This is a genomic window from Ktedonospora formicarum (assembly GCF_016587355.1).
Classification (GTDB): Bacteria; Chloroflexota; Ktedonobacteria; order Ktedonobacterales; family Ktedonobacteraceae; genus Ktedonobacter; species Ktedonobacter formicarum.
Map to the genome: position 1 here is coordinate 42,714 of NZ_BNJF01000001.1, position 25,039 is coordinate 67,752.

At 50.2% G+C, this 25,039-nt stretch carries 16 protein-coding genes and 2 pseudogenes; 5 read left to right on the forward strand and 13 right to left on the reverse strand.

The window, feature by feature from the left end:
* Nucleotides 1-50: 50 nt before the first annotated feature.
* Together K3T82_RS00185 and K3T82_RS00190 are read right to left on the reverse strand one after the other, a co-directional pair.
* A complete protein-coding gene (locus K3T82_RS00185; protein ID WP_236030888.1) occupies nucleotides 51-839 on the reverse strand; it encodes an SDR family NAD(P)-dependent oxidoreductase in 789 nt (262 codons plus the stop codon).
* A gap of 428 nt (nucleotides 840-1,267) precedes the next feature.
* Complete coding sequence (locus tag K3T82_RS00190) at nucleotides 1,268-4,549, reverse strand: winged helix-turn-helix domain-containing protein (RefSeq protein WP_220191497.1); 3,282 nt, start codon at nucleotides 4,547-4,549, stop codon at nucleotides 1,268-1,270.
* Between the two features lie 173 nt (nucleotides 4,550-4,722).
* On the opposite strand from K3T82_RS00190, the gene K3T82_RS00195 reads away from it, so the two are divergent.
* Nucleotides 4,723-5,226, forward strand: a complete 504-nt coding sequence (locus tag K3T82_RS00195) for a hypothetical protein (RefSeq protein WP_220191498.1) — start codon at nucleotides 4,723-4,725, stop codon at nucleotides 5,224-5,226.
* Between the two features lie 880 nt (nucleotides 5,227-6,106).
* Here K3T82_RS00195 and cas2 read toward each other — a convergent pair.
* On the reverse strand, nucleotides 6,107-6,391 hold the full coding sequence (gene cas2 / locus K3T82_RS00200; protein ID WP_220191499.1) for a CRISPR-associated endonuclease Cas2: 285 nt from the start codon (nucleotides 6,389-6,391) through the stop codon (nucleotides 6,107-6,109).
* A 259-nt stretch (nucleotides 6,392-6,650) separates the two neighbouring features.
* Complete coding sequence (locus K3T82_RS00205) at nucleotides 6,651-6,821, reverse strand: hypothetical protein (RefSeq protein WP_220191500.1); 171 nt, start codon at nucleotides 6,819-6,821, stop codon at nucleotides 6,651-6,653.
* A 470-nt stretch (nucleotides 6,822-7,291) separates the two neighbouring features.
* Between K3T82_RS00205 and K3T82_RS00210 the strand changes: the two genes are divergently transcribed.
* Nucleotides 7,292-8,698: a pentapeptide repeat-containing protein gene (locus K3T82_RS00210; protein WP_220191501.1), complete on the forward strand. Its 1,407-nt coding sequence runs from the start codon at nucleotides 7,292-7,294 to the stop codon at nucleotides 8,696-8,698.
* 637 nt (nucleotides 8,699-9,335) lie between these two features.
* Here K3T82_RS00210 and K3T82_RS48890 read toward each other — a convergent pair.
* The 4 genes and pseudogenes from K3T82_RS48890 to K3T82_RS00230 form a co-directional block, all read right to left on the reverse strand.
* Nucleotides 9,336-9,533: pseudogene (locus K3T82_RS48890) on the reverse strand (cytochrome P450); the annotation flags it as partial.
* Between the two features lie 55 nt (nucleotides 9,534-9,588).
* On the reverse strand, nucleotides 9,589-10,005 hold the full coding sequence (locus K3T82_RS48895) for a cytochrome P450 (protein ID WP_268886643.1): 417 nt from the start codon (nucleotides 10,003-10,005) through the stop codon (nucleotides 9,589-9,591).
* Nucleotides 10,006-10,511: 506 nt separating this feature from the next.
* Nucleotides 10,512-11,749: pseudogene (fabF, locus tag K3T82_RS49745) on the reverse strand (beta-ketoacyl-ACP synthase II).
* 104 nt (nucleotides 11,750-11,853) lie between these two features.
* A complete protein-coding gene (locus tag K3T82_RS00230; RefSeq protein ID WP_220191503.1) occupies nucleotides 11,854-12,468 on the reverse strand; it encodes a TetR/AcrR family transcriptional regulator in 615 nt (204 codons plus the stop codon).
* A 254-nt stretch (nucleotides 12,469-12,722) separates the two neighbouring features.
* On the opposite strand from K3T82_RS00230, the gene K3T82_RS00235 reads away from it, so the two are divergent.
* Nucleotides 12,723-13,274: a non-canonical purine NTP pyrophosphatase gene (locus K3T82_RS00235; RefSeq protein WP_220191504.1), complete on the forward strand. Its 552-nt coding sequence runs from the start codon at nucleotides 12,723-12,725 to the stop codon at nucleotides 13,272-13,274.
* A gap of 579 nt (nucleotides 13,275-13,853) precedes the next feature.
* On the opposite strand, the gene K3T82_RS00240 is transcribed toward K3T82_RS00235, so the two are convergent.
* Nucleotides 13,854-15,317, reverse strand: a complete 1,464-nt coding sequence (locus tag K3T82_RS00240) for a glycoside hydrolase family protein (protein ID WP_220191505.1) — start codon at nucleotides 15,315-15,317, stop codon at nucleotides 13,854-13,856.
* 147 nt (nucleotides 15,318-15,464) lie between these two features.
* Nucleotides 15,465-18,620: a winged helix-turn-helix domain-containing protein gene (locus tag K3T82_RS00245; RefSeq protein WP_220191506.1), complete on the reverse strand. Its 3,156-nt coding sequence runs from the start codon at nucleotides 18,618-18,620 to the stop codon at nucleotides 15,465-15,467.
* A gap of 227 nt (nucleotides 18,621-18,847) precedes the next feature.
* On the opposite strand from K3T82_RS00245, the gene K3T82_RS00250 reads away from it, so the two are divergent.
* Nucleotides 18,848-19,303: a PPOX class F420-dependent oxidoreductase gene (locus K3T82_RS00250; protein WP_220191507.1), complete on the forward strand. Its 456-nt coding sequence runs from the start codon at nucleotides 18,848-18,850 to the stop codon at nucleotides 19,301-19,303.
* 112 nt (nucleotides 19,304-19,415) lie between these two features.
* Here the strand turns inward: K3T82_RS00250 and K3T82_RS00255 are convergent, their stop codons facing one another.
* Complete coding sequence (locus tag K3T82_RS00255; protein WP_220191508.1) at nucleotides 19,416-20,171, reverse strand: MBL fold metallo-hydrolase; 756 nt, start codon at nucleotides 20,169-20,171, stop codon at nucleotides 19,416-19,418.
* A gap of 362 nt (nucleotides 20,172-20,533) precedes the next feature.
* On the opposite strand from K3T82_RS00255, the gene K3T82_RS00260 reads away from it, so the two are divergent.
* Nucleotides 20,534-22,168 (forward strand): glycoside hydrolase family 10-like protein, encoded by a 1,635-nt coding sequence (locus K3T82_RS00260; protein WP_220191509.1) that lies wholly within the window; start codon nucleotides 20,534-20,536, stop codon nucleotides 22,166-22,168.
* 98 nt (nucleotides 22,169-22,266) lie between these two features.
* On the opposite strand, the gene K3T82_RS00265 is transcribed toward K3T82_RS00260, so the two are convergent.
* The gene (locus K3T82_RS00265) at nucleotides 22,267-23,667 is read right to left on the reverse strand and encodes a mercuric reductase (RefSeq protein WP_220191510.1); all 1,401 of its coding nucleotides are present in this window, start codon (nucleotides 23,665-23,667) and stop codon (nucleotides 22,267-22,269) included.
* A gap of 383 nt (nucleotides 23,668-24,050) precedes the next feature.
* Nucleotides 24,051-24,926, reverse strand: a complete 876-nt coding sequence (locus K3T82_RS00270; protein ID WP_220191511.1) for a class I SAM-dependent methyltransferase — start codon at nucleotides 24,924-24,926, stop codon at nucleotides 24,051-24,053.
* Nucleotides 24,927-25,039: the final 113 nt, after the last annotated feature.

Here is a 25,039-nt window from a genome sequence, read left to right on the forward strand (position 1 = left end):
CGTAATCATTTTTCCCAGAGCAGATATATCTTTTCCGCCAACGCCAGTCCTCAACGAGGGGGATTGGATTTCAGCGATTTCATCACTGCATTCGCGAAGACACGGCGCGGCAGCACGCGCCAGATGATGCTCATCATGGTGTTAAACGCCCCAGGAATCGCAAAACTGCGTCCGCGTTCCAGGTTCTTGAGGGCGAACGCGACCACTTCGTCCGTTGTCATGGTTGGCCCTGGAACTGAAGGGTTGCCCGAGACCTGGGTAAAGTTTGTCTTGACCTCGCCAGGACAAAGTGCCAGCACGCGGACGCCGTCATCCTTGTACTCAGCCGCTAAGGTCTCTGAGAACGAGAGAACGAAGGATTTGGAGGCCGGATAGACAGCCATATAGGGGATCGACGCAAAGGCTGAGATGGAGGCAAGGTTGATAATAGCCCCCTCACCGCGTGCAGCCATGCCGGGAAGAAAAGCACGGGTCATGTCAACGACACTCGTCACATTGACCATCACCTGCGCATGATGCCGCTGCGGGTCTACATCCGTAAAGTGACCATAGGAGCCAAAACCCGCATTGTTCACAAGCATGTCGACCACGAGCCCACGTGCCTGCACTTCGTGTGCAATAGCTGAAGCGGCATATTCCTGGCTCAGATCAGCAGGAATGACCTCGGCACGCACCCTATAAGTATCAGCAAGCTTCTGTGCAAGCTCACGCAGACGTGGCTCTGTGCGTGCTATGAGAATGACATGCATTCCACGCGCCGCCAACGCATGAGCAAAGGCTTCCCCAATGCCCGATGACGCTCCTGTAATCAATGCCGTTTTTCCTGCATAGGTATACATCAATATCTCCTTGTTTTTCTGTTGAGAGTATTCCAATTCTTGAGGAGTTCTCCTTCTGTTTTGGTGTTGCGCGAAAGCGTGTGATGTGCGACACCTTTATTGTTCTCCCTGGATCGGTGGAAGCTCGTCTGCCTCAAGGGAGAGCAGGACGAGGCTACGAATCTTGAACAGAACCCGGTAGAGCGCTGCTTGATCGACCAGCGCTTCGCACGGCATCGTTTTCTCAGGGTCTATCAGGAGCAATCTGAAGATTTTCGAACTATTCCTGCCAAGACGAGTCCAGGTATCCTTTGATGGATATGCGATATCGTCTGGTGCGCGCTTCCTCCTTCGTGCTCGAACGCTTGGAGTATACTGCGCTGGTGGGTGAGTTGCCCTCATCCAATGGAATGATTGGGCGTGGGTGAAGGGAAAAGAAGGTGAGAGGATCAGGAAGAGGAGGGCAGAGACAAGCGCCGCGCGAGCTCACCAGCTTCGAACCGGTTACGGACACCCAGCTTGCGATAGATATTCTGGACATGGGTTTTTACGGTATTGACTGAGATCACCAGTTCCTGTGCGATGTCTGTATTGCGCAATCCAGCTCCCAGCAGTCGCAGCACGCGCTGTTCTTGCAGCGAGAGAGGTTCAACAAAGGAAGCAGGCCCAGAAGTGGAGAAAACAGTATGAGATGGATGTTCCAGTCCATGTGTCGGAGCCTCAGTACGCAAAATAGTTTGAACATACAAACGTAATACCTGACCCTGGATAGCTGGCAGGAGCGAGCGCAAGAGACGTACTAGCGGCTTTCCTTCATTGAGGAAGAGACGGAGAAAACCCTCACGCTGTGCTTGAGAAAGCACTTCAACAACCTGCTGCCGAGCTTGCTGCTCCTGTTTACAGGCGGCATATGCTTGTGCGAGTAAGAGCTGAATCTCCAGGGCTGCGTACTGATGCAGATGAGCCTTCGCCAGAGGAAGCAGGCGTGCAAACTGCTCTAACGCAGCCTTGCCCTTTCCCTGCGCGAGCCACAGGCGCCCCCACCGGACCTGTTCTCCCAGCTGTTCCGTGAAAGAGAAACACTCGCTGTTTTGAGCCTGGAAATCCAGACGCTCCTGTACTGTCAACAGATCGCCAGTCGCTATCCTCAACCGCCCTTGCCAATCGTGGAGGCGGGAAAGTAGCCAGAAGCTTTCAGGTGTCCATGTTCTTTTCAGCTCATAGTCTGAGCAGGGGGAGCCAAATTGCCCGCCTATCTCTGGGTCAGCCAGAAGGGTGGTCACACGTTGGAGGGCAAGGGCAGGCTCGTTTCGTGCATACTCAAGGAGCGCAAACTGCAACTCTGCCCGGGCAACGAGTTCCGTTCTCTGTGGACGGACCTGCTGTGCCAGTTCTAATGCTTCGCGTGCTTGCTGCTCTGCTCCTGTAAGATCGTTCCATTCATAGGCCAGCCAGGCCAGCTCAAGCAGCGCATCTGCGGCCTGCACGTCGTCAAAAAGCTTTCTGGCATGAGAGAGCACCTGACTATGATATTGCTTTGCCTGCGAGAGTTGGCCCTGGATCAAATGGATCTTCCCTAGCGTCGAACAGATAGCGACCGTGAGATGGGTGTTACCAGGAGAGACGCTGTCTTTCTGTGCCTGGAGAAGAAGTTGTCGAGATTCGCTGACCTGTCCCATGTGGAGCTTTTCTATTCCCACAATGAGCAGACAGGTCGCACGCCACATGAGGAGGGGGTGATCCAATGCTTTCTTCAGAGGAAGGAAGACCAGTGCCTGTTGGGCAGAGGTCACCAGAGAGGAAAATGGTTTCTGATCTAACATGTCACTCAACACGCGGAAGGCCCAGATAGCTCCGATCCAGGAGCGTATTCCCTGGTTTTGCCAACCTTCCTCGGCCATCTGCAGCAGCGTTTGGATACGCGAGCGTTCTACAAGCGAAAGCAGAGCTGCCTCGGACACTGTACTCCCAGTCTGAGCAAAGCGGAGCTCTACCGGATAGCGGAGTTCGATAGCAAGAAGGAGGCAAAGCATCGGGTGGTGTTGCAACACCACGTCTGGAAGGTGCTCTAACCACCGCCGCATCGTGTAGGGTTCATTGAAATCTCTCTGCGCGTTGAGCTGCTCGATCAGCTTGGCCATTCGCTCGACATCGCGTGCCTGCCAGGCGGCCTCTATGGCCTCTGCGAGGAGTGCCTCTTGCTCGTACCAGATGCTAGCTCGCAGCGAACCGGCTCGCAGTGCTTCTTCACCCAGGTGACGGCTGGCTTCACGGCGCATTGCCTTCGCAAAGAGTGGATGATAGCGATACCACTCTCCTGGCCCTTCGAGCGTTTCCAGAAAGAGACCAGCTCGCTCGATGGTTTTCAACTGCGTGCTACTTCCCTCACATCCAGTGACGGCATCACAAAGGGGACCACAGAGGCAGCTGAGCACGCTGGTCTGTAAGAGGAAGCGTTGCACCGTGTCTTCCTGCGCCTCTAAAATCTCAGTCGCAAAGTAATCGAATAGAGAGCGATGAAGGGAGGAGAAGTCATCACGCTGGTCGCCAGATAAAAGATGCATCTGCTCGACAGCTTGCGAGGTCTGCCATCTGGAGAGCGTCAAGCAGAGCAAACGAAGTCCGGCTGCCCAACCTTGCAGAGAAGTGTCAAGCTCTTTGAACGCCGCCTCTGAAAGAGCGATTGGAAGCGCCCGCTGGAGAAAAACCGCCGTCTCTTCAGAGGAGAAACGCAGATCGGCTCCATGCATCTCATAAAGTTCTCCTCTTGCACGCCATCGCAAAAGAGGGAGGTCTGGCTCAGCTCGCGAGAGCAGCACCACATGAACTGTTTTCGGCAGGTGGTCTATGAAAAAAGCCAGCGTCTTGTGAAGAGAAGGCTCAGTGATAACATGATAATCGTCTAGAATAAGCAGCCCTCCACAGGATGGCTCAGCGAGAAGATTAAGCAGGTGTGTCAGAGCGATCTCCAGCGGCGGCCTATCGAAGAGAAAAGAGGTGTCCGCGGCAAGTAGTGAGAGCGCCGTCTGCCCCTGCTCTGGCCCCAAAAGCCTCTGACAGGCCGTTATCACAGAGCGCCAGAAGCGGAAAGGGTCGTTGTCACCAGCATCGAGGGAAATCCAGGAAGCTACAGGAAAAGCTGGTGGTGATGGTACCGTGGTGAGCCACTGATTAACCAGCGTGGTTTTTCCAAAGCCAGCCGGGGCCTGCAGCAAGGAAAGTTTGTGCATCAGGCTATTATTCAGTCGAGTGAGCAAGCGAGAGCGCTCAATCAGCAAGGCTGGAAGCTGGGGAGGATGCAATTTGGTTGAGAGCAGTGGAGCCGGAACCAGGGCTATCTCATGGTTTGGGGTTACGTGATTTGCTCTCTGAAGAGTTGTGGAAACTGATCTGGAGGCTTTTCGTTGGTCTGCCGAGAAGAGGCTACTGATCTTTTCGAGACGCTCAAAGGAGAGATCAGCCGTTCGGCCAAGGTAGCGCTTTTTCGTCCGTCCCTCAATGGAACGATAGGCATACCAATAGGTATCTCCGCGCTGGAGCCGTTCTTTGCGAATAGTACAATGGACTCCCGACTGGTTTTCAAAAGCAAATGATGTGATCCCATTGAGCCACTCCTTCCAGGCGCTGTTGGCGTGAGTAATCTCTGGTGAAAGTATAAGTGAACCAAGCGTGATAGTATAGCATTGCTCTTGTGACGACCAGCGAAGCAGAGGGAGTGGGCCTCCAGCCATCAGTCCTCGCCTCCTTGTTGTAGAAGATCCTTACCTAACGCCTCTTCCCTAAGGATAGTGTAGCATAATAAAGAGATGTTAGGTAAGAGGGGAAAGAAACATAGACCAATTTTACTCCTCTATTATGTAGTTGAATGCTACGTCAAATTGATAAGTACTAAACAGCCCCGTTGATGCAGCACTGGTGCGAGCACTTCCAGAGCATCGAGGCATGGAGCCTCTTGCTCATCATGCGTGCAAGAGCGCGGTTATATGGTCTCGACTACCATGCAAGCGAACAAGATCTGCGTCAAGCCCTCGACCTTGCCACACAGGTTGGGTTGTCCTGGCTTGTGCAACAATGCTCTCAGGGCCGCCTGGATCTCTTGCTTGCGACAGGGCAGATACAGGAGGCTCAAGCGACCCTGGCAGACCTCAAGCACACAGTGGCTCACTCAGAGATGCCGAGCGATGAGTTGCCCCACGAGCGCTTCTGCTCACTGAGCCGCAGCCATGGTGAGGGGTGGGTCACCCTCTATGAGGGGAAGATCGCATTCGTGCGTCAGGAACTGGAAGCAGCCGAGCATGCCTTCAGCAATGCGGCACTCAATGCCGACCAAGGGCCAAAGGAGAGCCTTGCTTATGCTCACCCTCTAGCAGCAAGCACGTGTGGCACTGGCTCGCGAGAACGCCGGTGAAGCCCTTCTGCTCATTGGCAAGCCCGAAGAATGTATTCCTGCAACCCATCGAGGGCCTCCTCATCTTCTTCAACCCCAAACCTACATTCATTCAGTTCGTCGCCAAGATATCCAACACGTACTCACTGTTGGATATCGCACAGTTTTCCCCTCTCAATCATCATATGACCTTGGCAATAGATATCGCATGCTATGCTATATTGTCGCTCAAATGCCTCGACCGTCACCTGTATTGCCCCCGCTCTATCGGCAATTCAACTCCACTTGCTCCTCTCTCATACCTTCCTCTTTTTCTCTTCTATTTGATCTTGTTGAGCTGAAAGAGATGAGTGGGAAGATGGTGACCATCGGGATATTGCCCCTTCTTTCATTATGAATGTATAAGATGCTGTGGACCAAATAATGCCATTTAAACTTTGTTTCATGGAAATCAGTGATTTGGAATTTCTATGCTATAAGGTACATTTCTACGGGCTTCCTGTGGGGAATATTGGGAGGATGTTGTCAGAAAATGAGGCTTTTTGTGGGTGACAGCTAAGTTGACAGCCAAGGCGGTGGACAACAAAAGATTTCCAGATAACGTGGTAGGGCTGAAGCCGCCTGGGATGCGCACGCAGTAGACATTGGTGGACGTGAGTAGACAGCTATTTTGCAATTCCTCAAACGGACTTCCCTGCCTTCTCGCAGACCCTCTCGCGAACAGGCTGATGAAGCAGTCTCAAAGGTGGTTTTGCGAGAGGTATTTTTTTAACCTCAATTATAGAGGTCCTTTTACCTTCCCTGATATGCTATCTCAGCATAACATCGCTTGTAAGGCAGCGCGAGAGGTTCAGCTCACGATTTGTAACGCACCACCCTCTCGCGGGAATGGTTTGTTGGGTTATACAACAAAGAGTATCTCTTCTTTTGGTAAATCACCACCAACTGTCTCCGTCCGTTCGACGCACTCTTTACGGAGCGGGTAGAAGCGAATGCTATCCTGAGTGTCGTTAATGTGTTTGGCGAGTTTCGATTTGAGCAAAACCATCTCCTTTTTAGACAAAAAGCATTCAAACAATGAATACTGGGTCCATTTGCCAAAGCCAGAAAGCACTTTATGTATCTTTGTTCTCCTCTTGTCATTACTTATGTCATACGAGATGATATAGCATTTTACACGCTCCATTTGCCTCAGTACCACTTTCTATCGCACGAGAAATGGCGGGTAGTGCTCAATCTCTCCTGTAAGAAACTTCGCAAGCAAACGTGCTTGAAGTTCTATGCAGCGCCTGTACTTGGCTTTGTAGCCAAAGAATGGATGAATGGTCTCTTCGTTAAGCTGCCGCGTCGAGGAAAGTCCCCGAGAAGCCGCGCCGAAGATTATGCGTTTTTTAAAAGTGAGCAGGAAGCCGATCTGCGAATGCCGCCAGAAGAGCTTTCTAAAGTCATACGCCGGTATCGTTCACCAGGTAGGCTGCTTTCGCAGTCAGTACGTCGATATCGTTCGCCGGGTAGGTTACTTTCACGACCCCGGCAAGGTAAAGCAGCAGATCGTTATTCTGTGCTAAGAAAGTCTCCCCAGCGGATGAGAGTAGCAGATTATTATTCTGAGCCAAGAGATTCTCCGCCACTTCCCAGAGAGAAAGACACTGGAATCGATGGGGGACTGTTATTCTTTTCGCTCGTGGGAGCCACAATCCTGATTATTGCTATGTGGTTGAACATTTCTGTGTCAGATCTCAGCCCCTTTGGCAAATTTGTGGAAGCAGTTCTCGGAATACTTGGGAGCGGATGTGTAATACTTAGTTGGTTAGGGGCTTGCATTTCTTGTTATCGATTGAGGGCATAGAATTGGTTTATGGCATGTATCTCTGCTCCTGTGTTATGCCTGATACTACCTTTGCTTGGGGGAACATTTGGATTGATTATGGGCTTTATGCTAACTACCATCCCGTGCGTGATGTATGCCGTTTTTCATCCGAAAGAATGGTCCTTGTGGGAGTGGGTATTTCGCAAACGGAGCTGACGGTTAAACAGTAAAGAAGTAAAAACGTTTTACTGCCAGCTCAATAAAAGGAGAACACGCATGAAACTGCGTTCCTGGCGCCCCTGGTTTTTCGGCGGCTTGGCATTTTTACTCCTGGCCTGTGTGGGTCTGTTCATCTGGGGCGTCTCTCAATTTGGGTGGGATTGGACCGGCTTCAATGGAGGATACCACAAAATCATCATTCATGGAGCCTCTCAAGACCAAGAGTTGCCCCAAGCCAAGACGTTGTGGGATTGGTTTCAACTCCTGATTGTTCCTGCAATCCTGGCCGCTGGCGCAGCGTTCTTTACCTGGTTGAACACACACACAGAGCGGCAAATTGCACAACAGCGCTATGAGCAGGAACAGAAGATTGCCGATCAACGCTATAAGCAGGACCAGGAACTTGCTTTAGAGAAGCAACGGGAAGATCTTCTTCAGGCGTACCTGGATCGCATGGCCGAATTGTTGCTGGAAAAAGGACTTCGTGACTCAGAAGGCGACGATGAAGTACGCAAAGTCGCCCGAACTCGCACCGTCAGCACTCTAATCCAATTAGATGGGAAAAGGGCCCGTACCATTTTTGTGTTTCTCAAGGAAGCTCAGTTGACAGAGGATGATAACCCTACTCTTGTTCTTGAGGACGCTGACCTCAGCAATGCGAAATGGAGTGAAGCCAATCTTAATGGATTTAATCTCAGAGGCGCCACTCTCGTCGGTGCTGACCTCAACATGGCCGATCTCAGTGGTGCTGACCTCAGCATGGCCGATCTCAGTGGTGCTGATCTTAACAAATGCAATCTGTTCTTGGCCTATCTCTTCGAGGCCAATTTCTTCGTGGCTAGTCTCCAAGGTGCTGATCTTCGCATGGCCCGTCTCAGTGGTGCTGATCGCGGTGGTGCCGATCTCCGCAGTACCGGTCTCAGCGGTGCCGATCTCCGCATGGCCACTCTCAGTGGTGCTGATCTTAGCGGTACCGATCTCAGTGGTGCTGATCTCCACATGGTCGATCTCAGCAATACCAAATTTGTTGGTGCGGATCTTAGTGATGCCCGGTATCTTGAACCAGTGCAATTCAACAAAACCATTTTGCGTGAGGTCAAAGGGCTTACGCCGGAACAGCTTGCTCACTGCAAAGCCAGTGGCGCTATCGTTGATGGAGGGACTAATGATATGGTCCCTCCATCACAACAAAGTGCTGCCACCTCTTCCCAGGAAACTTCACCACAGTCCTCGCTCACAGAGGGCCAAGCAGCACCCTCAACTACTGCCCAAGAGGCAACACCAGAAGCAACCCTTTCACAAAAGGACACTTCCAATAAGAATGGGAGCATATCGCCAGCATCGCTCTCACTCGACCATACGACGCCCCAGTTCTCCTCTCAAGAGCGGGCGCCCGTGGCACCACTCATACAACAAAACAACGTCCCACCTTCTTCATCACCTTCCCAGGATACAGCCTCCTGAGACGGAAAAGGCGTTGGATTGTTCTTTGGGGGCCAGTTCACGGGAAGATCTGGCAACTGGCCTCGCAGTATCACCTCATATACCAGTGATATTCCATGCACGATAGACGAGCACATGGCTCACCTGCTATGGCAATACAGATGCCAGTTTTAGAGCATGCCCCGAAGAATTCGAGCTTGTTAGCATATCTACGGGCCTCTCTTCACTATTTTCAGACACACCACTATTTAATGCTATCTATGAGCTCCTGAAAAGGGCTTTAACTAAATATTTAAAGCCTTGATTGACCTTCAATATTACAACCCACACCACCTTTCCCTTATAACATTATTGCTTTTGCCAAAAATAGGTATCCATCTCGTCCCTGATATGAGGCGGTTTGAGAACCATTTTTATTGACGGTAGTTCTGACGGTAGTTGTGCCGAATTCTGGCGAAAAAACACGGACGTAGGCGGTTAATGCCTTTGCGCTCAAGCCGCCTGTGAAGGCGTTCTCCACCTCAATAGAAGGATTCAAGAAGGGCATACGACGGATCGGCCATTTCCGGGGTCTCTCCTCTTTTTGGCCTCTCCATCGTACGCGGTCCTCCCGCTTCCCAAGCGCTTGTATGTATGGAACGTCTCTGTTATTCTCATCTCAGTCGTTCAAACGCTCAAAAGCAACCAGCAGGTGCTCTGGACCACTCAGGGCAGCATTCTTGCGATAAGATGGCGGGTCGGAGACCAGTCGCGGGGCCTCGAGTCGGCGTGCGAACGCCTTCAAGGTCGCCACCACCTCAAGCCGAGCAAGCGGCGCACCAACGCAGTAATGGTCCCCACCACCAAAGCCCAAATGCTCGTTGTCTTCCCTCTCAAGCCAAAAACAATCGGGATCGGTGAAGCGAGCGGGGTCATGGGCTGCCTGATGCCAGCAATAGTATGACCGAGGCTCCTTGCGGAATGGTCACACCGGCAATTGGCACATCGGTAAGTGTCGTACGCTTCACAAATTGCACTGGCGGATCATAGCGCTGGATCTCTTCCACCATTGGGATCGCCAGATACAAGTTGTGTCGCAGTCGATCGAACACCTCTGGATTACGCAGCAGCACCAGCATACCGTTCGTGATCAGATTAACAGTCGTCTCGTGACCAGCGTTGAGCAGTAATCCCATCGTGGTCAGTAGATCCAGCTCAAGCAGGCAACCATCTGGGTCGTTCCCAGCAACCAGGGCAGAGAGCAAATCATTTTGTGGATAGGCGCGTCGCGTCGCGCTGAGTTGGCGCATGTATTCATTTGTGTACGGCTTCGCTCTGCATTCCGTAATTCCACCTCGCTCAAACTTTCTTTGGGATCAGGCTCTTTCGCCGCGATGCGTTGGCTGGACAGAGTTTTGCCAATCCTGCCGAGATCGACCAAGCCAGGAGCGTGGCTACGGCGCAACTCAATGCTCGTGCCAAGCCCTGGATCTGGGGACGGCCTCCCATGTCGCCTCGACATCGTCGCAGTCTCTTTTGTTACACGATTTAAGGAACACAGCACTAGGGTTAGCGAGCCTCTGGCGCCCAGGGAACGCCTGTTATGATGAGTATGTCAAAGCCTGGTTGAATCTGACATCAGAGGACCACCTTGTAGCTTTTTTACAGCTCGGATATGCCGCAACAATACGCCCGAAGCGCTACCCGACACCGTTTGAATTAAAGACACAATGGCTGGGTAATGTTCAAGATTAGGAACAATTTCGATAACATAAAGAGGTAATAAACACTAAAAGATAAGAGGTCTGAATACCCTGACCTCTTGTCTTTTGTCAAGAACCAATATGGGCGTGCACTATGCTTCATATCTCTTGAAAAGAAGACTAGTATTATGGCCTCCAAAGCCCATAGAGTTCGAAAGAGCAACATTGACTGCAGTCTCTCGCGCCTGATTGGGAACATAATCAAGGTCGCACTCTGGATCGGGATGTTGCAAGTTAATCGTTGGAGGAATAACGCCGTGAACAATACTAAGCACCGAGATGGCAGCCTCAACAGCACCAGCAGCGCCAAAAGTATGACCCAACATTGATTTGCTCGAACTTATAGCGAGTTTGTATGCGTGTTCTCCAAAACAGGTCTTCACAGCTTGAGTTTCCATCGCGTCATTGAAACGAGTGGATGTACCATGAGCGTTGATGTAGTCAACCTCTTCAGGACGCAAGTTCGCGCTTCGAAGGGCATGCTGCATAGCAAGTACGAGGCCCCTCCCTCCTGGCGCGGGCTCGGTAATATGATAAGCGTCCGCAGTCGATCCATAACCCACTAATTCCGCTAGAATGGGCGCGCCACGTTCCAGCGCGAATTCCAGATCTTCCAGAACAAGCATACCCGCCCCTCCCCCATAACAAAGCCATCACGCTCAGCATCAAAGGGGCGGCTAGCTTCCTGTGGGTGCTCATTGCGGCGGGAGAGCGCATGCATATTCGCGAAGGCAGCCATAGCCAGTGGCGTAATTGCTTTTTCTGCGCCCCCAGCGAGCATGACTTTGGCAGTCCCACGACGAATCGTTTCCCACGCCTCGCCAAGGGCATTGCCACTGGTAGCACAGGCAGAGACCGCTGCCCATACTGGCCCTTGCGCCCCAGTTAGTAATGATACCATACCAGGAGCCGCATTAATCATCATCATAGGAATGAGGAAAGGGCTGATACGAGTTGGTCCCTTCTCATGGAGCACAGCAAACTGATTGTGCAGGGTCTGTAGCCCTCCAACACCACTGCCAATACAGACACCCACCTCCTGGGCAAGCTGCTCGGTAATCGTCAATTGTGCTTGTTGTAATGCCTGTCGAGTTGCCCCTACCGCGAGATGGGTGAAAGGATCGTTACGACGTATCTCTTTGTGCTCCATGTATTGACTTGGGTCAAAATCTCGAACCTCCCCACCGAACCGCACTAGATACCCACTCGTATCGAAGCTCTCAATAGGGGTAATGCCAGAACGTCCCGCAAGGAGTGCTCCCCAGGTCTCCTCAACCGTGTGCCCCAGAGCTGTTATTAAGCCCATACCAGTAATCACCACACGTCTCATTGCTTAACATTCCTTTCCACAAACTCCCCGTAAGCCTTGCCTACAGGGAGATTTATCAGACTATTGTGTACTAGTTGGTCCACAATAAGGATAAAAAAATGCGTCTACCTGATAGAGACTTCCTGGTAGCGCATGAGAGAAAGCACACCCGTACGCAGGGTGGAAATCAACGAAGGATCATTGCGCCCTTTGGATAAAAGGACTACACCCTCGAAATAGGCCAGGAGTGCCTGTGCGGTGGTAACCGTATCCAGGAATGCAGGCACTTCTCCTTGCGCCTTCGCATCTGTGAGCATACGTTCAAAATAAGTGAGCCACGCTCGAAAGAAGCCCTCAACACGCGCACGAATTAACTCATCTTGCGTGCTCATCTCTAGTGTCAAATTGCCAGCCGGACACCCGCGCATAAAACCATCTGCCTGCTTCTGAGCCTGCTGCCGCTCTAATGTGAGATCGAAGAAGCGTAGCAGCCGCTCATGCGGAGGAAGGTTATTGAAAAAGGCTGGTTTCAACACATCTTGCTCAAACCATTGCCACTGGCTCTCAATAGCAACCAGAACCAACTCTTGCTTTGAGGAGAAAAAATGGTAGAAGCTACTCTTCGTCACGCCAGCGGCGGCACATAACTCATCCACACTCACCCCTTTATAGCTATGGGCAAAGATAACATTTCGCGCCGCCTCAATCAGCCGTTCTCTTGCATCGCTTGATCGCCCCATGGCGGCCCTCCCATTTGCACTCTTTTTATTGTGGACTACTTCGTCCACAATATCACAAAAGCCTGCAAAAGTAAAGGACATCAATGGAGGTCAAAAGACAACCCTGGCATTTGAATGTTCGAGCATGTCCTTCTTGCATGAGCAAAGAGGTAAAGCCACCAAATCGAGCCCGGAGTTGCCCCATTTGAGCACAATGTAGTATCATCTTAACCTGATCTTGTCCCCTATCCATCTCAATGAGCAAGAGGAAAGCAATGAACAATATATTCGTTATAACGAGCAATAAATATAAACTTCGTGAAATCACTACCCTGATACCTGCTATTCAAGGATTTGACATAGATCTTCCAGAAATTCAAGAGACTGATGCACACGCGGTCATACTCGCCAAACTTACTGAGGCTCAAAAACACCTACCAGCGGACGCCATTATTGTAGAGGATACATCACTCTATATCGATGCCATGAATGGACTCCCAGGCCCATTAGCCAAGTGGTTTGTCAAATCCATCGGGATTGAGGGCATATATGCCCTGACTGAAACATTCAAGAGTGCCGCAGCGACCGCACAAACGCTCATTGGCTATGCGGAGGTGGATGGAAGTGTCCATTTCTTCGAAGGAACTATAAAAGGAACAATAGTCCCGCCACGGGGTACGGATGGCTTTGGTTGGGATGCGGTATTTCAGCCAGAAGGCTCTGAAAAAACGTTTGCAGAGATGGCGCTAGCCGAAAAGAGTCAGTACAGCATGAGAAAAATAGCGCTTGAAGGTCTACAGCACTACCTTTCCACAAACATTCTTTAAAAAGCGTTGGCATTGCTCTAAATAATCACTATCAGTTAGAGCAATGCCTGCTCCTCTTTAAAGCCAATTAACAACAGGGCAACCCATGCCCTGGACCTACAATAATTGATACAGTGCATGGGTTTAACGGAGTAGCCATCCAATAATGATAAAAAGAATCCCGCCCCCGAGGATGTAAAACGCAGGCGCATAGCTTACTGTGTTTGGGCTTATGAGAAAATATAATCCGACAATGATAGCGACAATGCCTAATGCAAGGATACGTACTCCACCAACTCTCACGCGTTGTACTCCTTATGCTTTCCATTCTATGGAACGACTCTGTATGAACTTGTGATCCCCAAACGTGATGATGACAATAATAGATGCAAGCACACAGATATGCAAGCAGAATGGAATATACTCAGAGCCTTTGCAGGAGAGTATTTCAGATGTGTGGCAAAGCAGAAAAAATGTCACGGAAAAGTTCATCCAAAGGTATCAAGCCCGGATGAACTTCCGTGACAACAGATTAAGTAATGCTGGAAAGCGAGCGCCCCTCAATTCTCATTAGGAATTACGATCTCTTATGAGCAAGCGTTATGCATGCAGCAATGCGTTCTCTTCCAGGAATACTGGCGTGAGTGAGACTGAAAGGTGGACATGACCATGAGAGATCTGTATTGGAATTTCATTACCAAACACATCAATAGCATGAGCCTGTGATGAGGGCCACTTCCATGACCATGCAATGGCGGGTTCATCTTCGCCAGAAAAGGTATCACGACGCTCCCAGACAATATACAAGGGGCCTCGCTCCAGCCTCTCGACTTCAAAGAGGTAGAGGGTTGGGCGTTCAGGAACATAAACCTTGCGAACATGCTCAAAGCCACCAAGCATATTCATAAAGAGGCGAAATGTCTCAGCAGCAGGATAAAGATCCTTAAACATACCGTCTTCATAGGCGATCAACTTATACTTATCAAAGAGCATATGCATTAAGTTGGCACGGTCAACCATAGGATTCGCGAGATTCCAGCAGAGCATTTTCTGAACACCTGCTGAAAGCGCAAGCACACAACGCGTAACAACTTCTCGACAATTGATGCGATGACGTTTTTGCTCTAGTTCGGGAGCACACCCATCCATAAACATTTGGGTCTGCGGCGGTAGCGTCTCCCTCTTTTCATATAACTCAGTGATAGCATCCCGTTGCGTCGCAAGTGACAGAGAATTTTCCTGTGGGGCTTCCATCATCTTCATGAAGATAGCTTGCAGAATGGGAAGATTCTCCGCGAAATTGAAGAAACTAGGGCCATTGTACTCACCGCAGAAGATGGGTTTCTCGTATCCATGTGCACTCATATACTGTCGGATAGCATTGATATTTTCCGGGATGGCATAGAGGTCGCCATAGAGATGGATGTCAAAGGCATCGAAATCATAGGCACATTCCTGTAATAGATAGAGAAAAAAATCGCGTTCAGCCTGGGTATCAGCCGACTGGGCATCTGGGGACACATAAAAGGTATCGACTGCCCCTGCCAGAACCACAGTAGCATCAGGATCAGCACCCTTGACAGCGCGAGAAAACACTTTCAGATGGCTCGCGTACTCTTCAGCGGTACCTTGCCAGAGCAAGGGGTTGGTTGGCTCATTCTCACTTTGCCAGTAACGAACGCGCCCCTTACAGTGTGCGACTAAAGTTGAGACAAAACGCTCATAATCTTCAGGGTCAATGGCTGGAGAGGGAGGCTGAAAACCAGTCGCCTGGCGCGTCGCCCACAAAGAACTGGAATGCAACGTAATCCACGCTTCGTCTGAAGGCCCCAATTGTTCCAGGAAGGTATCGACCACCTCCCAGGTGAAGTGATCTCGCTCAGGTTCTACCTGATTCCAGAACAGAAAGAGCCTGACCAATCCCACTCCCAGGCGATGGATCTGTGGCATAAACACATCTGCTTTGGTCCCCATATACCCATAGAGAGGTCCTCGCACAATACCAAAGTGATGGTCTCTCCCATCTGTCATAGCATACTCTTGTGAATGGTAATCTTGATGCATTTGTGCTCTTCCTTACTCACAATACTTCTACAAACCCACGCTTTCTCAAGCGTCCGATGAGAGTATAGAAGGCAGGGAGAGGGGAGCACATCCTCCTATTGGGTGGTTCCATGGGTGGTATAGAAAAAAGGAAAGTGTGAGCTAGCACTATGTCAATAGATGCTTCCCAACCTCGTATGCCTGCAAACGATTGTTTACCCCTAACTTATGATAAAGATGTTTGACATGATCCTTGACGGTATTGATTGATATAACCAGTTCATTCGCGATTTCCTGGTTGGTATATCCGGCAACCAGGAGTCGTAAGACACGTCGCTCTTGCGGAGAAAGTGGTTCAAATGGGCGCGGATCAAAGAGCGAAGGGGTAGAAGTGCGCGCCTCGCCTGGAGCCATAAGGGATTTCAAAAGCGACTGTCCATAAGAACGCAATACTTTTTCGCGAATACCAGGGAGAAGGGAACAAAACAAGTTAATTAGAGATGCACCCTCCAAAAGGAAGACGAGGCGAAATCCTTCATGGTGAGCTTGAGAGAGGGCCTGCTGAAGCCACCGTTGAGACACTTCCGGTTGTTTGTTAGCAGCGTACGCGAAAGCGAGAAGGATCTGAATCTCGATTTGCCCACGCGCATACTGCTTCTCCCGCACGATTGGGAGCAATTGCTCAAGCAGCAAGATGGCAGCTTTGGTCTCTCCTTGCGCAAAATGAAGACGTGCCTGAAGGATATCTCTCTTTGTCCGCTGAATAGAGGATAGCGTCGCATCCAGGCTATCTAGTTTGGTCAGGCTGCGTCCCGCCGCAAGACAATCACCTGCTGCGAGATGAAGGCGAGCCTGTAAGATCAATACCTCGGGAATGAGGTCTTTTGCCTCCGCATTCGAGGTGACGTACAGATGAACCAGGAGCGTCGCAAGCTGATGCAAGGCTGTGGTCACCTGCCCTTGAGCCATGTACAGAAAAGCCTGGGTGTACTTGCAATGTTCACTGGCTCCTCGCGCTGACGAATCCAACAGTTCCTGAGCCCGGTTACAATACTGTTCAGCGGCTTTAAGATCGTTCCATTCCATAGACAGTTGAGCCTGGCCGAGGAGAGCCCGTGCATGGTCCTCGCTATTTTCCTGCGAACCAGCCACGGAGAGAGTCAGCCGGAAATATTCACTTGCCTGGTACAGTTCGCCCATGGCTGTACAGACAGTACCTAGCCTCAAATAAATTTCGCTTAGGAACTGACGACTGGGCATCCGCTGGCACAGCGCAAGCGCTTCTAGTAGCAACCGTTGGGCCTCATCAAAGCGTCCCTGATGCATAGCATCTGAGCCAACAATTCCCAAGCTGATGATATACCACTCCCATGTGCCTGCTGGTAAGACTTCTATATCAGAGTGAGCATCCGCATCAGAGTGAGCATCCGCATCAGAGTGAGCATCCTCGAAAAAGGTCAACGCGTTCATAGCATGTGCCACAGCCTCACGCTGAGAATGATGAATAAGGAGTACGCGGAGAGCACGAAAGGCAGAGATTACCCCAACCCACGAACGTTTCCCCATATGGAGCCAGGCCTCTTCAGCCTTGTGAAGCAAGGCATTGATACGCTGCATTCTTTCCTGGGATGGAAGATTCTGCTCATCCTGGAATTGAAGAATAGTAGCCATATAGAGACAGAGAGCCGGGTGGGCCTCCACAACGACATCTGGGAGTTGGTCTAGCCATCCCTTCAGGATGGGCAAATCATACCGTTGTCTACCTACACCTAGCTGTTCTATCAACACAACCGCCCTTTGATTGTCTTGAGAGCTCAGAGCCATGTCGATAGCCTCCTCAAGCAATCCATGTTGCTCATACCAGAGACTTGCCTGATGTGAAAGAACAGAGAGCGCCTCTTCGCCCAGGCGTCGCCGGGCCTCGACATACAAGACCGAAGCCCAGAGAGAATGATAGCGATACCATGACTCGACTTCGTCTAGCGCTTCCAGGAAAAGTCCCGCACGTTCGAGCATTTCCAGAAGAGAAGAGCTATCCTGTTGATCAGTCACAACATCACATAGAGGACCTGTCAGTCGGGGCAGCATACTTGTCTGGAGTAAGAAGAGTTGTAGTGGGGCGGGTTGGTTTTCCAGGATCTCGCTCACAAAATAGTCAAGCAACTGCTGATTATAGGTGTCGAGGTGCGCCCCTCCATATAGTGTAGTCAAGTAATGCTCAACATTCACGGAGATTTCTTGGGCAGCCAGACACAGCAGGCGAAGGCCAGCAGCCCATCCATGCAGAAGAACCTCCACCTGAGAGATTGTTGAATCAGAGGGCACCGAGCCCATCATTTGGCGCAGAAAGGTTGCGGTTTCGAGCAGAGAGAAGCGAAGATCGGTTGAAGAGAACTCTTGTACAGTGCCCTGTCCTCGCCAGCGTGTCAGAGGAAATGGCGGCTCATTCCTCGTCAAAAGGATCATATGATACTGTGGAGGAAGGTGATCAAGAAAAAAGGCCAGAGAATCATGAACGCGAGATTCTGTAATCAGATGATATTCATCAAGAACCACTATACCAGGGCCTTCCTGGGCCGTAAGATCATTGAGAAGACTGGTAAGGATACTTTGGAGAGAAAGAAGGGCAAATGGTGGCTGATACATTGAGAGCAGGAGTCCAAGTGCAGTTTGCCCAAGCCCTTGCTGCCGACGCTGACAGGCACCAATGAGAGAGCGCCAAAAATGAATGGGATCATTGTCGTTCTCTTCTAATGTTACCCAGATGGCGGGCAACTGGCGCTTCGCTAGCCAGGCATTAATTAAGGTTGTTTTGCCGAAACCTGCGGATGCCCAAACCAATGTGCATTGAAAGGCTTGCCAGGTATCGAGCCTGGTAAAAAGATGGGAGCGTTCTACCAGCGTAAGCGGGAGGCGAGGAGGATGGAAACGGGAGATAAGCATGGGCGCAGAGGATGAGGGAGGGGAAGATGGTGGCAATACGACGTCTTGAGAAGGTGCAGGCAGAAGAAACTGTTGAGCCACATCCTCTAAATGCGAAAGCGAGAGATCTGCCGTTCGCCCCAGGTAGCGCTTGAGGGTTCGCCTCTGAAAAGAACGATAGCCGTACCAGTAAGGACCGTTCTTCCGCACCTGTTCTTTACGAACTGTGTAGCGCATGCCCGACCGGCTATGAAAGGCAAAGGAAGAAATGTCCTCTAACCAGGCAGACCAGGCTGATTTGTTAGAGGGAATGTGTTTTAGATTGGCATCGTCAGGCCCAGAAAGCTCATAAGCCTGCGCATCCTGAGACCAATAGACCAGATATGTTGACCGCCTGGGCATAGTAGATCCCTTCGAACGAAAAGAGGGTATAATATATTACCTAATAAGCGTTCTTTGTGGCAAAGTATAGCACAGGGACCACTTTTAGGTAATAACAAACCCACTCAGGAAAGGAAGTATCTTCCCTAGCATAGAAAAATAAGATAGGGACACATATTCTACCAACATTGGCTTTAAGGTTCACTACGAATGCAAAACATGTAATAACGGGATAAGAGAGACAGAGCATGAGTGAGAAAACACCTCAAACGACACGAGAATACCTGACCACTCCTGGCAAAGGACATGTGACCCTGCTTATTAGTTTCCGCCGCAATGGTGCAGGCGTCGGAACCCCGGTAAGTACGGTCGCCTCGCATGACAAACTCTATTTTATGACGGCGGCGGAGACCTGGAAGGCAAAGCGCCTCGCTCACAATCCACACGTCACACTCGCACCAGGCAACCGCAAAGGGGGGGCACTTGGTCCGACGATTGAAGGCACAGCGCGCCGCCTATATACAGAGGAAGCAAAACGCGCACGTGGAATCTTGCGTATCGGCATCCTGGGACACTTCTTCAGCTTCATCTTTGACCGCAAATACCCGGGCGAGCAAACTGCTGTGTATGAAATCGTGCTGGACGAGAGAGACGCCGACATAAAGAATGAAGTCATTGAGAAAGAGCAACCTGCACGATCCTAAACAGGATCAAGGTAGCCAGCAGGCAAGGAACCAAAAAGGAGACAATAGCAATTACCAAACATTTACGGCACGCGCTTTTCCCGTGTATCAGTTAAAAGCGCATGCCGCAAATCTATTCACCAAAGATCAGAACTTCGCCGTCTTGTGGGATAAAGAGTTGGTCACTGCGAATGCGGTGCTCCCTGGCAACAGCAAAGAGGTCCCTTCGGGAAACGGTGGCATGATCGAGCGAATCCATATGTGTCGCGATCACAACGCTTTCCGGTGCCCTCTGACAAACAGTCATTGTCTGTTGCGCATCCATCACGATCAGCGTACTCTTTCGCCATACGGCACCACAGGAGTGTGTCACAATGATGGACGGATGCTCCCGTTCGATGGTGTCTTCCACCACCTCACACCAGATGGTATCCCCGGCCCAATACAAACTCGGCTCCTGCTCATGTTGAAAGAGGAAACCAGAAACCTGACCCATTTCAGACGAGACCTCACCACTGCCATGCTGACCATCGGTACGAGTAATCTGAATAGATTTCCAGAGTATAGAGTGAGTTATGGGACTCACATTCTGGAAGCCATATGTAGAAAGCGTCGTTTCGTCGCCGGGTTGACAAAAAATCGGCATATCCTTTGAGAGAAGACTTTGGGCAACAGCATCGAAATGATCAGAATGCAGGTGAGAAATCACGACCATCTCGCAATCAGCAAGAACCTCTTGAGGGGAACAGGGAAGATCTACCAATGGATTAGGGGAAGCACCAGTGAAAGACGGCATGGTATGCTTTGCGGCCAGATAAGGATCAATAAGAAAGGTATGCCCTGCATAAGTGATTCGGAGGGTTGCGCTCCGAATAAGTTGTATTCGCATATAAGCCCCTTTGCTTCGTAAAACCACTTCTCATATCATTGAACCTAACGATCATACACCGCCCACTGCCCAGTTCAGTATCACTTTGCCTCTATTGTATCACTCGTAGTATATATATTTTTTAGGAAATTATTGCCCGAAAAGATGTCAAAAATTGTCGAGCGCGACATTTGTCTGGACCATTTGACATGAATTGCGAACAGATGGGGGGCATCAAACAAGTTGCGAAGGAAGTACTACTCATCAACCAATATAAATGGTGTATCAGTAGCTAAGGTTATCTTGCTATGCGATAATACAGTTTGCACAAAGGAGTTCGTTTTCTCTGTACATTCTCATAATGAAATGGGAGATACTATTTGATGAGATTATCACCAGCTCGATTTCACCATGTAAGTAGGCTCATACCAATTGCAGTCATCTTTTGTATCGCGGCAGCCTTCAGTAGCACCTTCCAAAGCCCATCTACCGTCTATGCGGCAACGCACTCTTCGCAAGCAAGTACACTTTCCCCAGACAACAACTCGCCTAAGCGACAACTGCGCGCGGCCTGGATCGCCACAGTCCAAAATACCGATTGGCCCTCTAAACCGGGTTTGCCTGTGGAGACCCAAAAGCAAGAATATCTTACGCATCTCAATGAATTGCAACAGATGAATATGAATGCTGTAGTGGTCCAGATCAAACCAACCGCAGACGCATTCTATCCTTCACAGTACGCCCCCTGGTCCGAGTATTTAACTGGCGTACAGGGAAAAAATCCTGGCTATGATCCCCTGGCATTTCTCGTTGGTGAGACGCATAAGCGCAATATCGAATTCCATGCATGGTTCAATCCCTACCGTATTAGTATGCAGGCGGATATCAACAAACTCTCGGCGGATAATCCCGCGCGCCAGCATCAAGACTGGGTGATAAGCTATGGTGGCAAGCTCTACTATGATCCAGGCATCCCCGAAGCACGCGAGTTTATTGTGCAGAGCATTTTGGAAGTGGTGCGCAATTATGATATTGATGCAGTCCACTTTGACGACTATTTCTATCCCTATAAGGTAGCCGGACAGGACTTTCCTGATGAGGCTACCTTTCAGAAATATGGAGCGGCTAGCTTCGCGCATAAGGACGACTGGCGGCGCGATAACGTCAACCAGCTTGTTCATGAACTCGCAGTGAAGATCAAGCAGACTAAGCCCTACGTCAAATTTGGTATCAGCCCCTTTGGCGTCTGGCGCAACAATTCGGTAGATCCAACTGGTTCTGATACGACAGCGGGCCAGACCAACTATGACGACCTCTACGCCGATACGCGCACCTGGATCAAAAATAACTGGCTCGATTATATCGCGCCTCAGATCTACTGGAACATAGGCTTCGCACCAGCGGCCTACGACAAGCTCGTCAACTGGTGGGCCAATGAAGTGAAAGGCACACACGTTCAACTCTTTATTGGTCAGGCGACCTATAAAATCGGCACAAGTAGCCCGGTTGAATGGCAGAATCCCGATGAAATGCCGAATCAGCTTCTACTCAACCTCAATTATCCGGAGGTCCAGGGCAGCATCTTCTTCAGCTTAAAGGACCTCAATCACAATCCACTCGGTTTCAAAGATCGCTTGATTAATGACATTTACAAACAAAAGGCTCTTGTTCCAACCATGCCCTGGATTGATGATGAAGCACCTTGCGCTGTGAAACTCAACCACGCCAAACAAGGAGAGAATAGCGTTGATCTGCGCTGGGTCGATCTACCACACAACGATGCGACCTACTACGCTATCTATCGCTTCAATGGCAAAGTTCAGGCCGCGACGACGGACTTCGAGAATACCGCCAACCTGCTCACCACAATGCGCAAAACCAAAGACAGCACCCAGCAATCCTTTGTCGATACCAGCGTGCAAGCAGGCCATACATACACCTACTATGTAACGGCCCTTGACCGCTTACATAACGAGAGCCGGCCTTCCGGCGGACAACCCGTTTCCGTTCACGTTTAAAGAGAACAAACAGGGTGTATGAGCTCAAATAGAAAGAGCCAGCAAGATCGTCAGTGGCGACCTTGCTGGCTCTTCCCGCGTAAGGAAAGTCAGCTCTCCTACGTATCAAGCGTCAGGAAAAGAGCATTGAGCCCTTCAGCCAGGGTTGGGTGGGTAAAAATGCCTTCCTTTAGCGCAGTGTAGGGCAATTTCCCCATCATCGCCACCTGGATAATGGTCATGATCTCGCCTCCTTCCGTGCTCAAAACGGCACAACCCAGAATTTGCTGAGTATCAACATCAACGATGGCCTTCATAAACCCGCGCGTCTCGCCAGTCTCCAGAGCACGGGGTACAGCACTCATGGGCAATTTAGCCACATGAATATTACATCCCTGTTTTCGAGCCTCGGTTTCGGTCAGACCAACCCGACCAAGCTGAGGGTCAATAAAGATGGTATAAGGGACAAGGCGCCCCTTTGTACTGGCATGTCCATGCTCAAGTAAATTATCACGTAAAATGCGGAAGTCATCATACGAGACATGGGTAAAAGCCGGCCCCCCTTTGACATCTCCCAACGCGTAAATGCCGGGAACATTCGTTTCTAATTGCTCATTAACCCGAATATAGCCCGCACCGTCCAGTTGGATACCAGAAGCTTTGGGAGTAAGCGCTTCAGTATTGGGTACTCGCCCAGCTGCTTCTAAAAGATGCGAGCAAGTTATCTGCAACTCTCCCTGAGGGGTACGTGCCGTCACTTGCACACCTCCCCCGCTAATTGGCTCCACCTGTTGCAACGTGGTCTCGGTGAGGATTGTGATACCATCCTCACGCAAGATTTTTGTGATCTCGTCTGAGACATCCTCATCCTCATTCATCAGCAAGCGAGGACGGCGCTGGATAATCGTAACCTGACTACCAAAACGACGAAACATCTGTCCAAACTCCAGCCCAATGTAGCCACCTCCTATAATAAGCAGATGCTCAGGCAGGGTATCTAACTCCATAAGAGTCGTTGAATTGAGCACAGGGATGCGCTCCGCCCCTTTGATTGCGAGTTGTGCAGGACGATCACCAGTATCGATAAAAATCAGCGGCGCAGTGGCCTTCTGTGTCTTGCCTCCATTGAGAGAGACTTCGAGTATCTTGGGAGCAATAAAATGGGCCTCACCTCTCAGGAGTTCCAGATTAGGCCCTCGCACTGCTTCCAGACGATTCTGATAACCTAGGCGAGCACCCTCGACAATCTCTTGTTTGCGTTGGCGAATATCTTGCAGATTGGGCAGAATGGAACCGATCTGTACTCCATAGTCAGCCCCACGCCGCGCCTGATAGGCAAGACGTGCGCTAGAGACCATGGTTTTGGTAGGGGTACAACCTACATTGACACAGGCCCCGCCGATAGGTCCGCGCTCAATCACTGCCACTTTTTTACCGGCATCCGCCAGAGCAATAGGAAGAAATCTACCCCCCTGACTGGTCCCGATGACAATTGCATCATAATTGGTAATCTGGGACATCTGCCTGTCTCCTTTTTGCTTCTCTGCAAACATATGAGATACTTTTTCTGAGTGAAATACAAACACCGCTAGAGGCATTCCAACTTCAAGATATACGTTGAGTACAACTGCTTGATATGTACCCCTTTACGATATCGGAGTTATCCTGTTGCCTCAGAAGCCTATCTCAGCATGTCGGCTTTGCCAGAGATGAGATGCGTTGGCATAAAGAACATGATAGAGCAAGCAGATGCAGTCAGTGTAGCAGCGCATTTTGCATACAGTCTACGCATCCACGATGCGAGAGGAGATACTAAAAGATCTAAAAACATACGCAAGGAAGAGATAACATTATCTCTTCCTTGCGTATTAACCTTGGGATAAGTAATGGTTCAGGGAATAGCCTAGGGGCGCTGTCCATACGCCACGTAAAAATCGCAGGTGGTATGATACATATTATTTTCGCGTTGCCACGCTTCAACAATGAAATCATACTCCTCTGGTGGCACTTTCGTAATCGCGGTCACTAGAGGCTTGAGAACGACAGCGGCTTCATCGTAATTGATAGCAAGCATACTACCTATACGACCGCCCCAGCTCCCCATAGGGATAGAGATCTTTCGCTCAATAACATTAGTAAGCCCGGCATTTTGGAGGAATGATGAAAGCTTCTTGCCTATTGTAACATCCAGGCCACGGGTTTCGCAGGAATGCCCAACCAATTGCAAGAGACGCACTGTTTCTGGTCCCGGGTTACGCAATGTCAGATCTGGCTCGACCAATTCGACCCAGCCACCAGGGCGAGTCACACGAATTAACTCCTGGACGACAGAAGGCCAGGTCTGTAATGGGAGAGCAAAACTTAAAAAACGCAGATGCGAGAAATCAAAGGTGTTGGGAAGAAAAGGTAAACCATCGAGAACATTATTTTGCTGGAAGTGGCAATTGGATGAAAAGGGTATAGATGAATTCGTGAGTGAGATAGGCGTCACATCGGTACTGGTCACGCTGGCTTGAGGAAATTTTTGAGCCATCTCAGCCATCCAGCGTCCAGTACCACATCCAATGTCCAAAATACCTGTTGGTCGTTGAATAGGAGCAAGATAATTGCTATTCAAAGCCTGCCGCATAAAATAATGCTGGAAGTCCAAACGGTTAACCTCGCGTAGATCCTTGGGAAGCATATCGAGATCTACAGGATCATTCGCGCGTTTGGCGGCATGAACCACTCTACTGTTCTTGTGTGTCGTGTTTTTGGGTGCTCGCCAGAACCAAGGCATAGGATTTCCCTCCTAAATCAAATACGGATAGAAATATAACGAGCTAAATTACTCTGAGGCAGAGTTCCACACACTATTAAAACCGTTTGTTTGGTTTAAGAGTAACAAGGTAT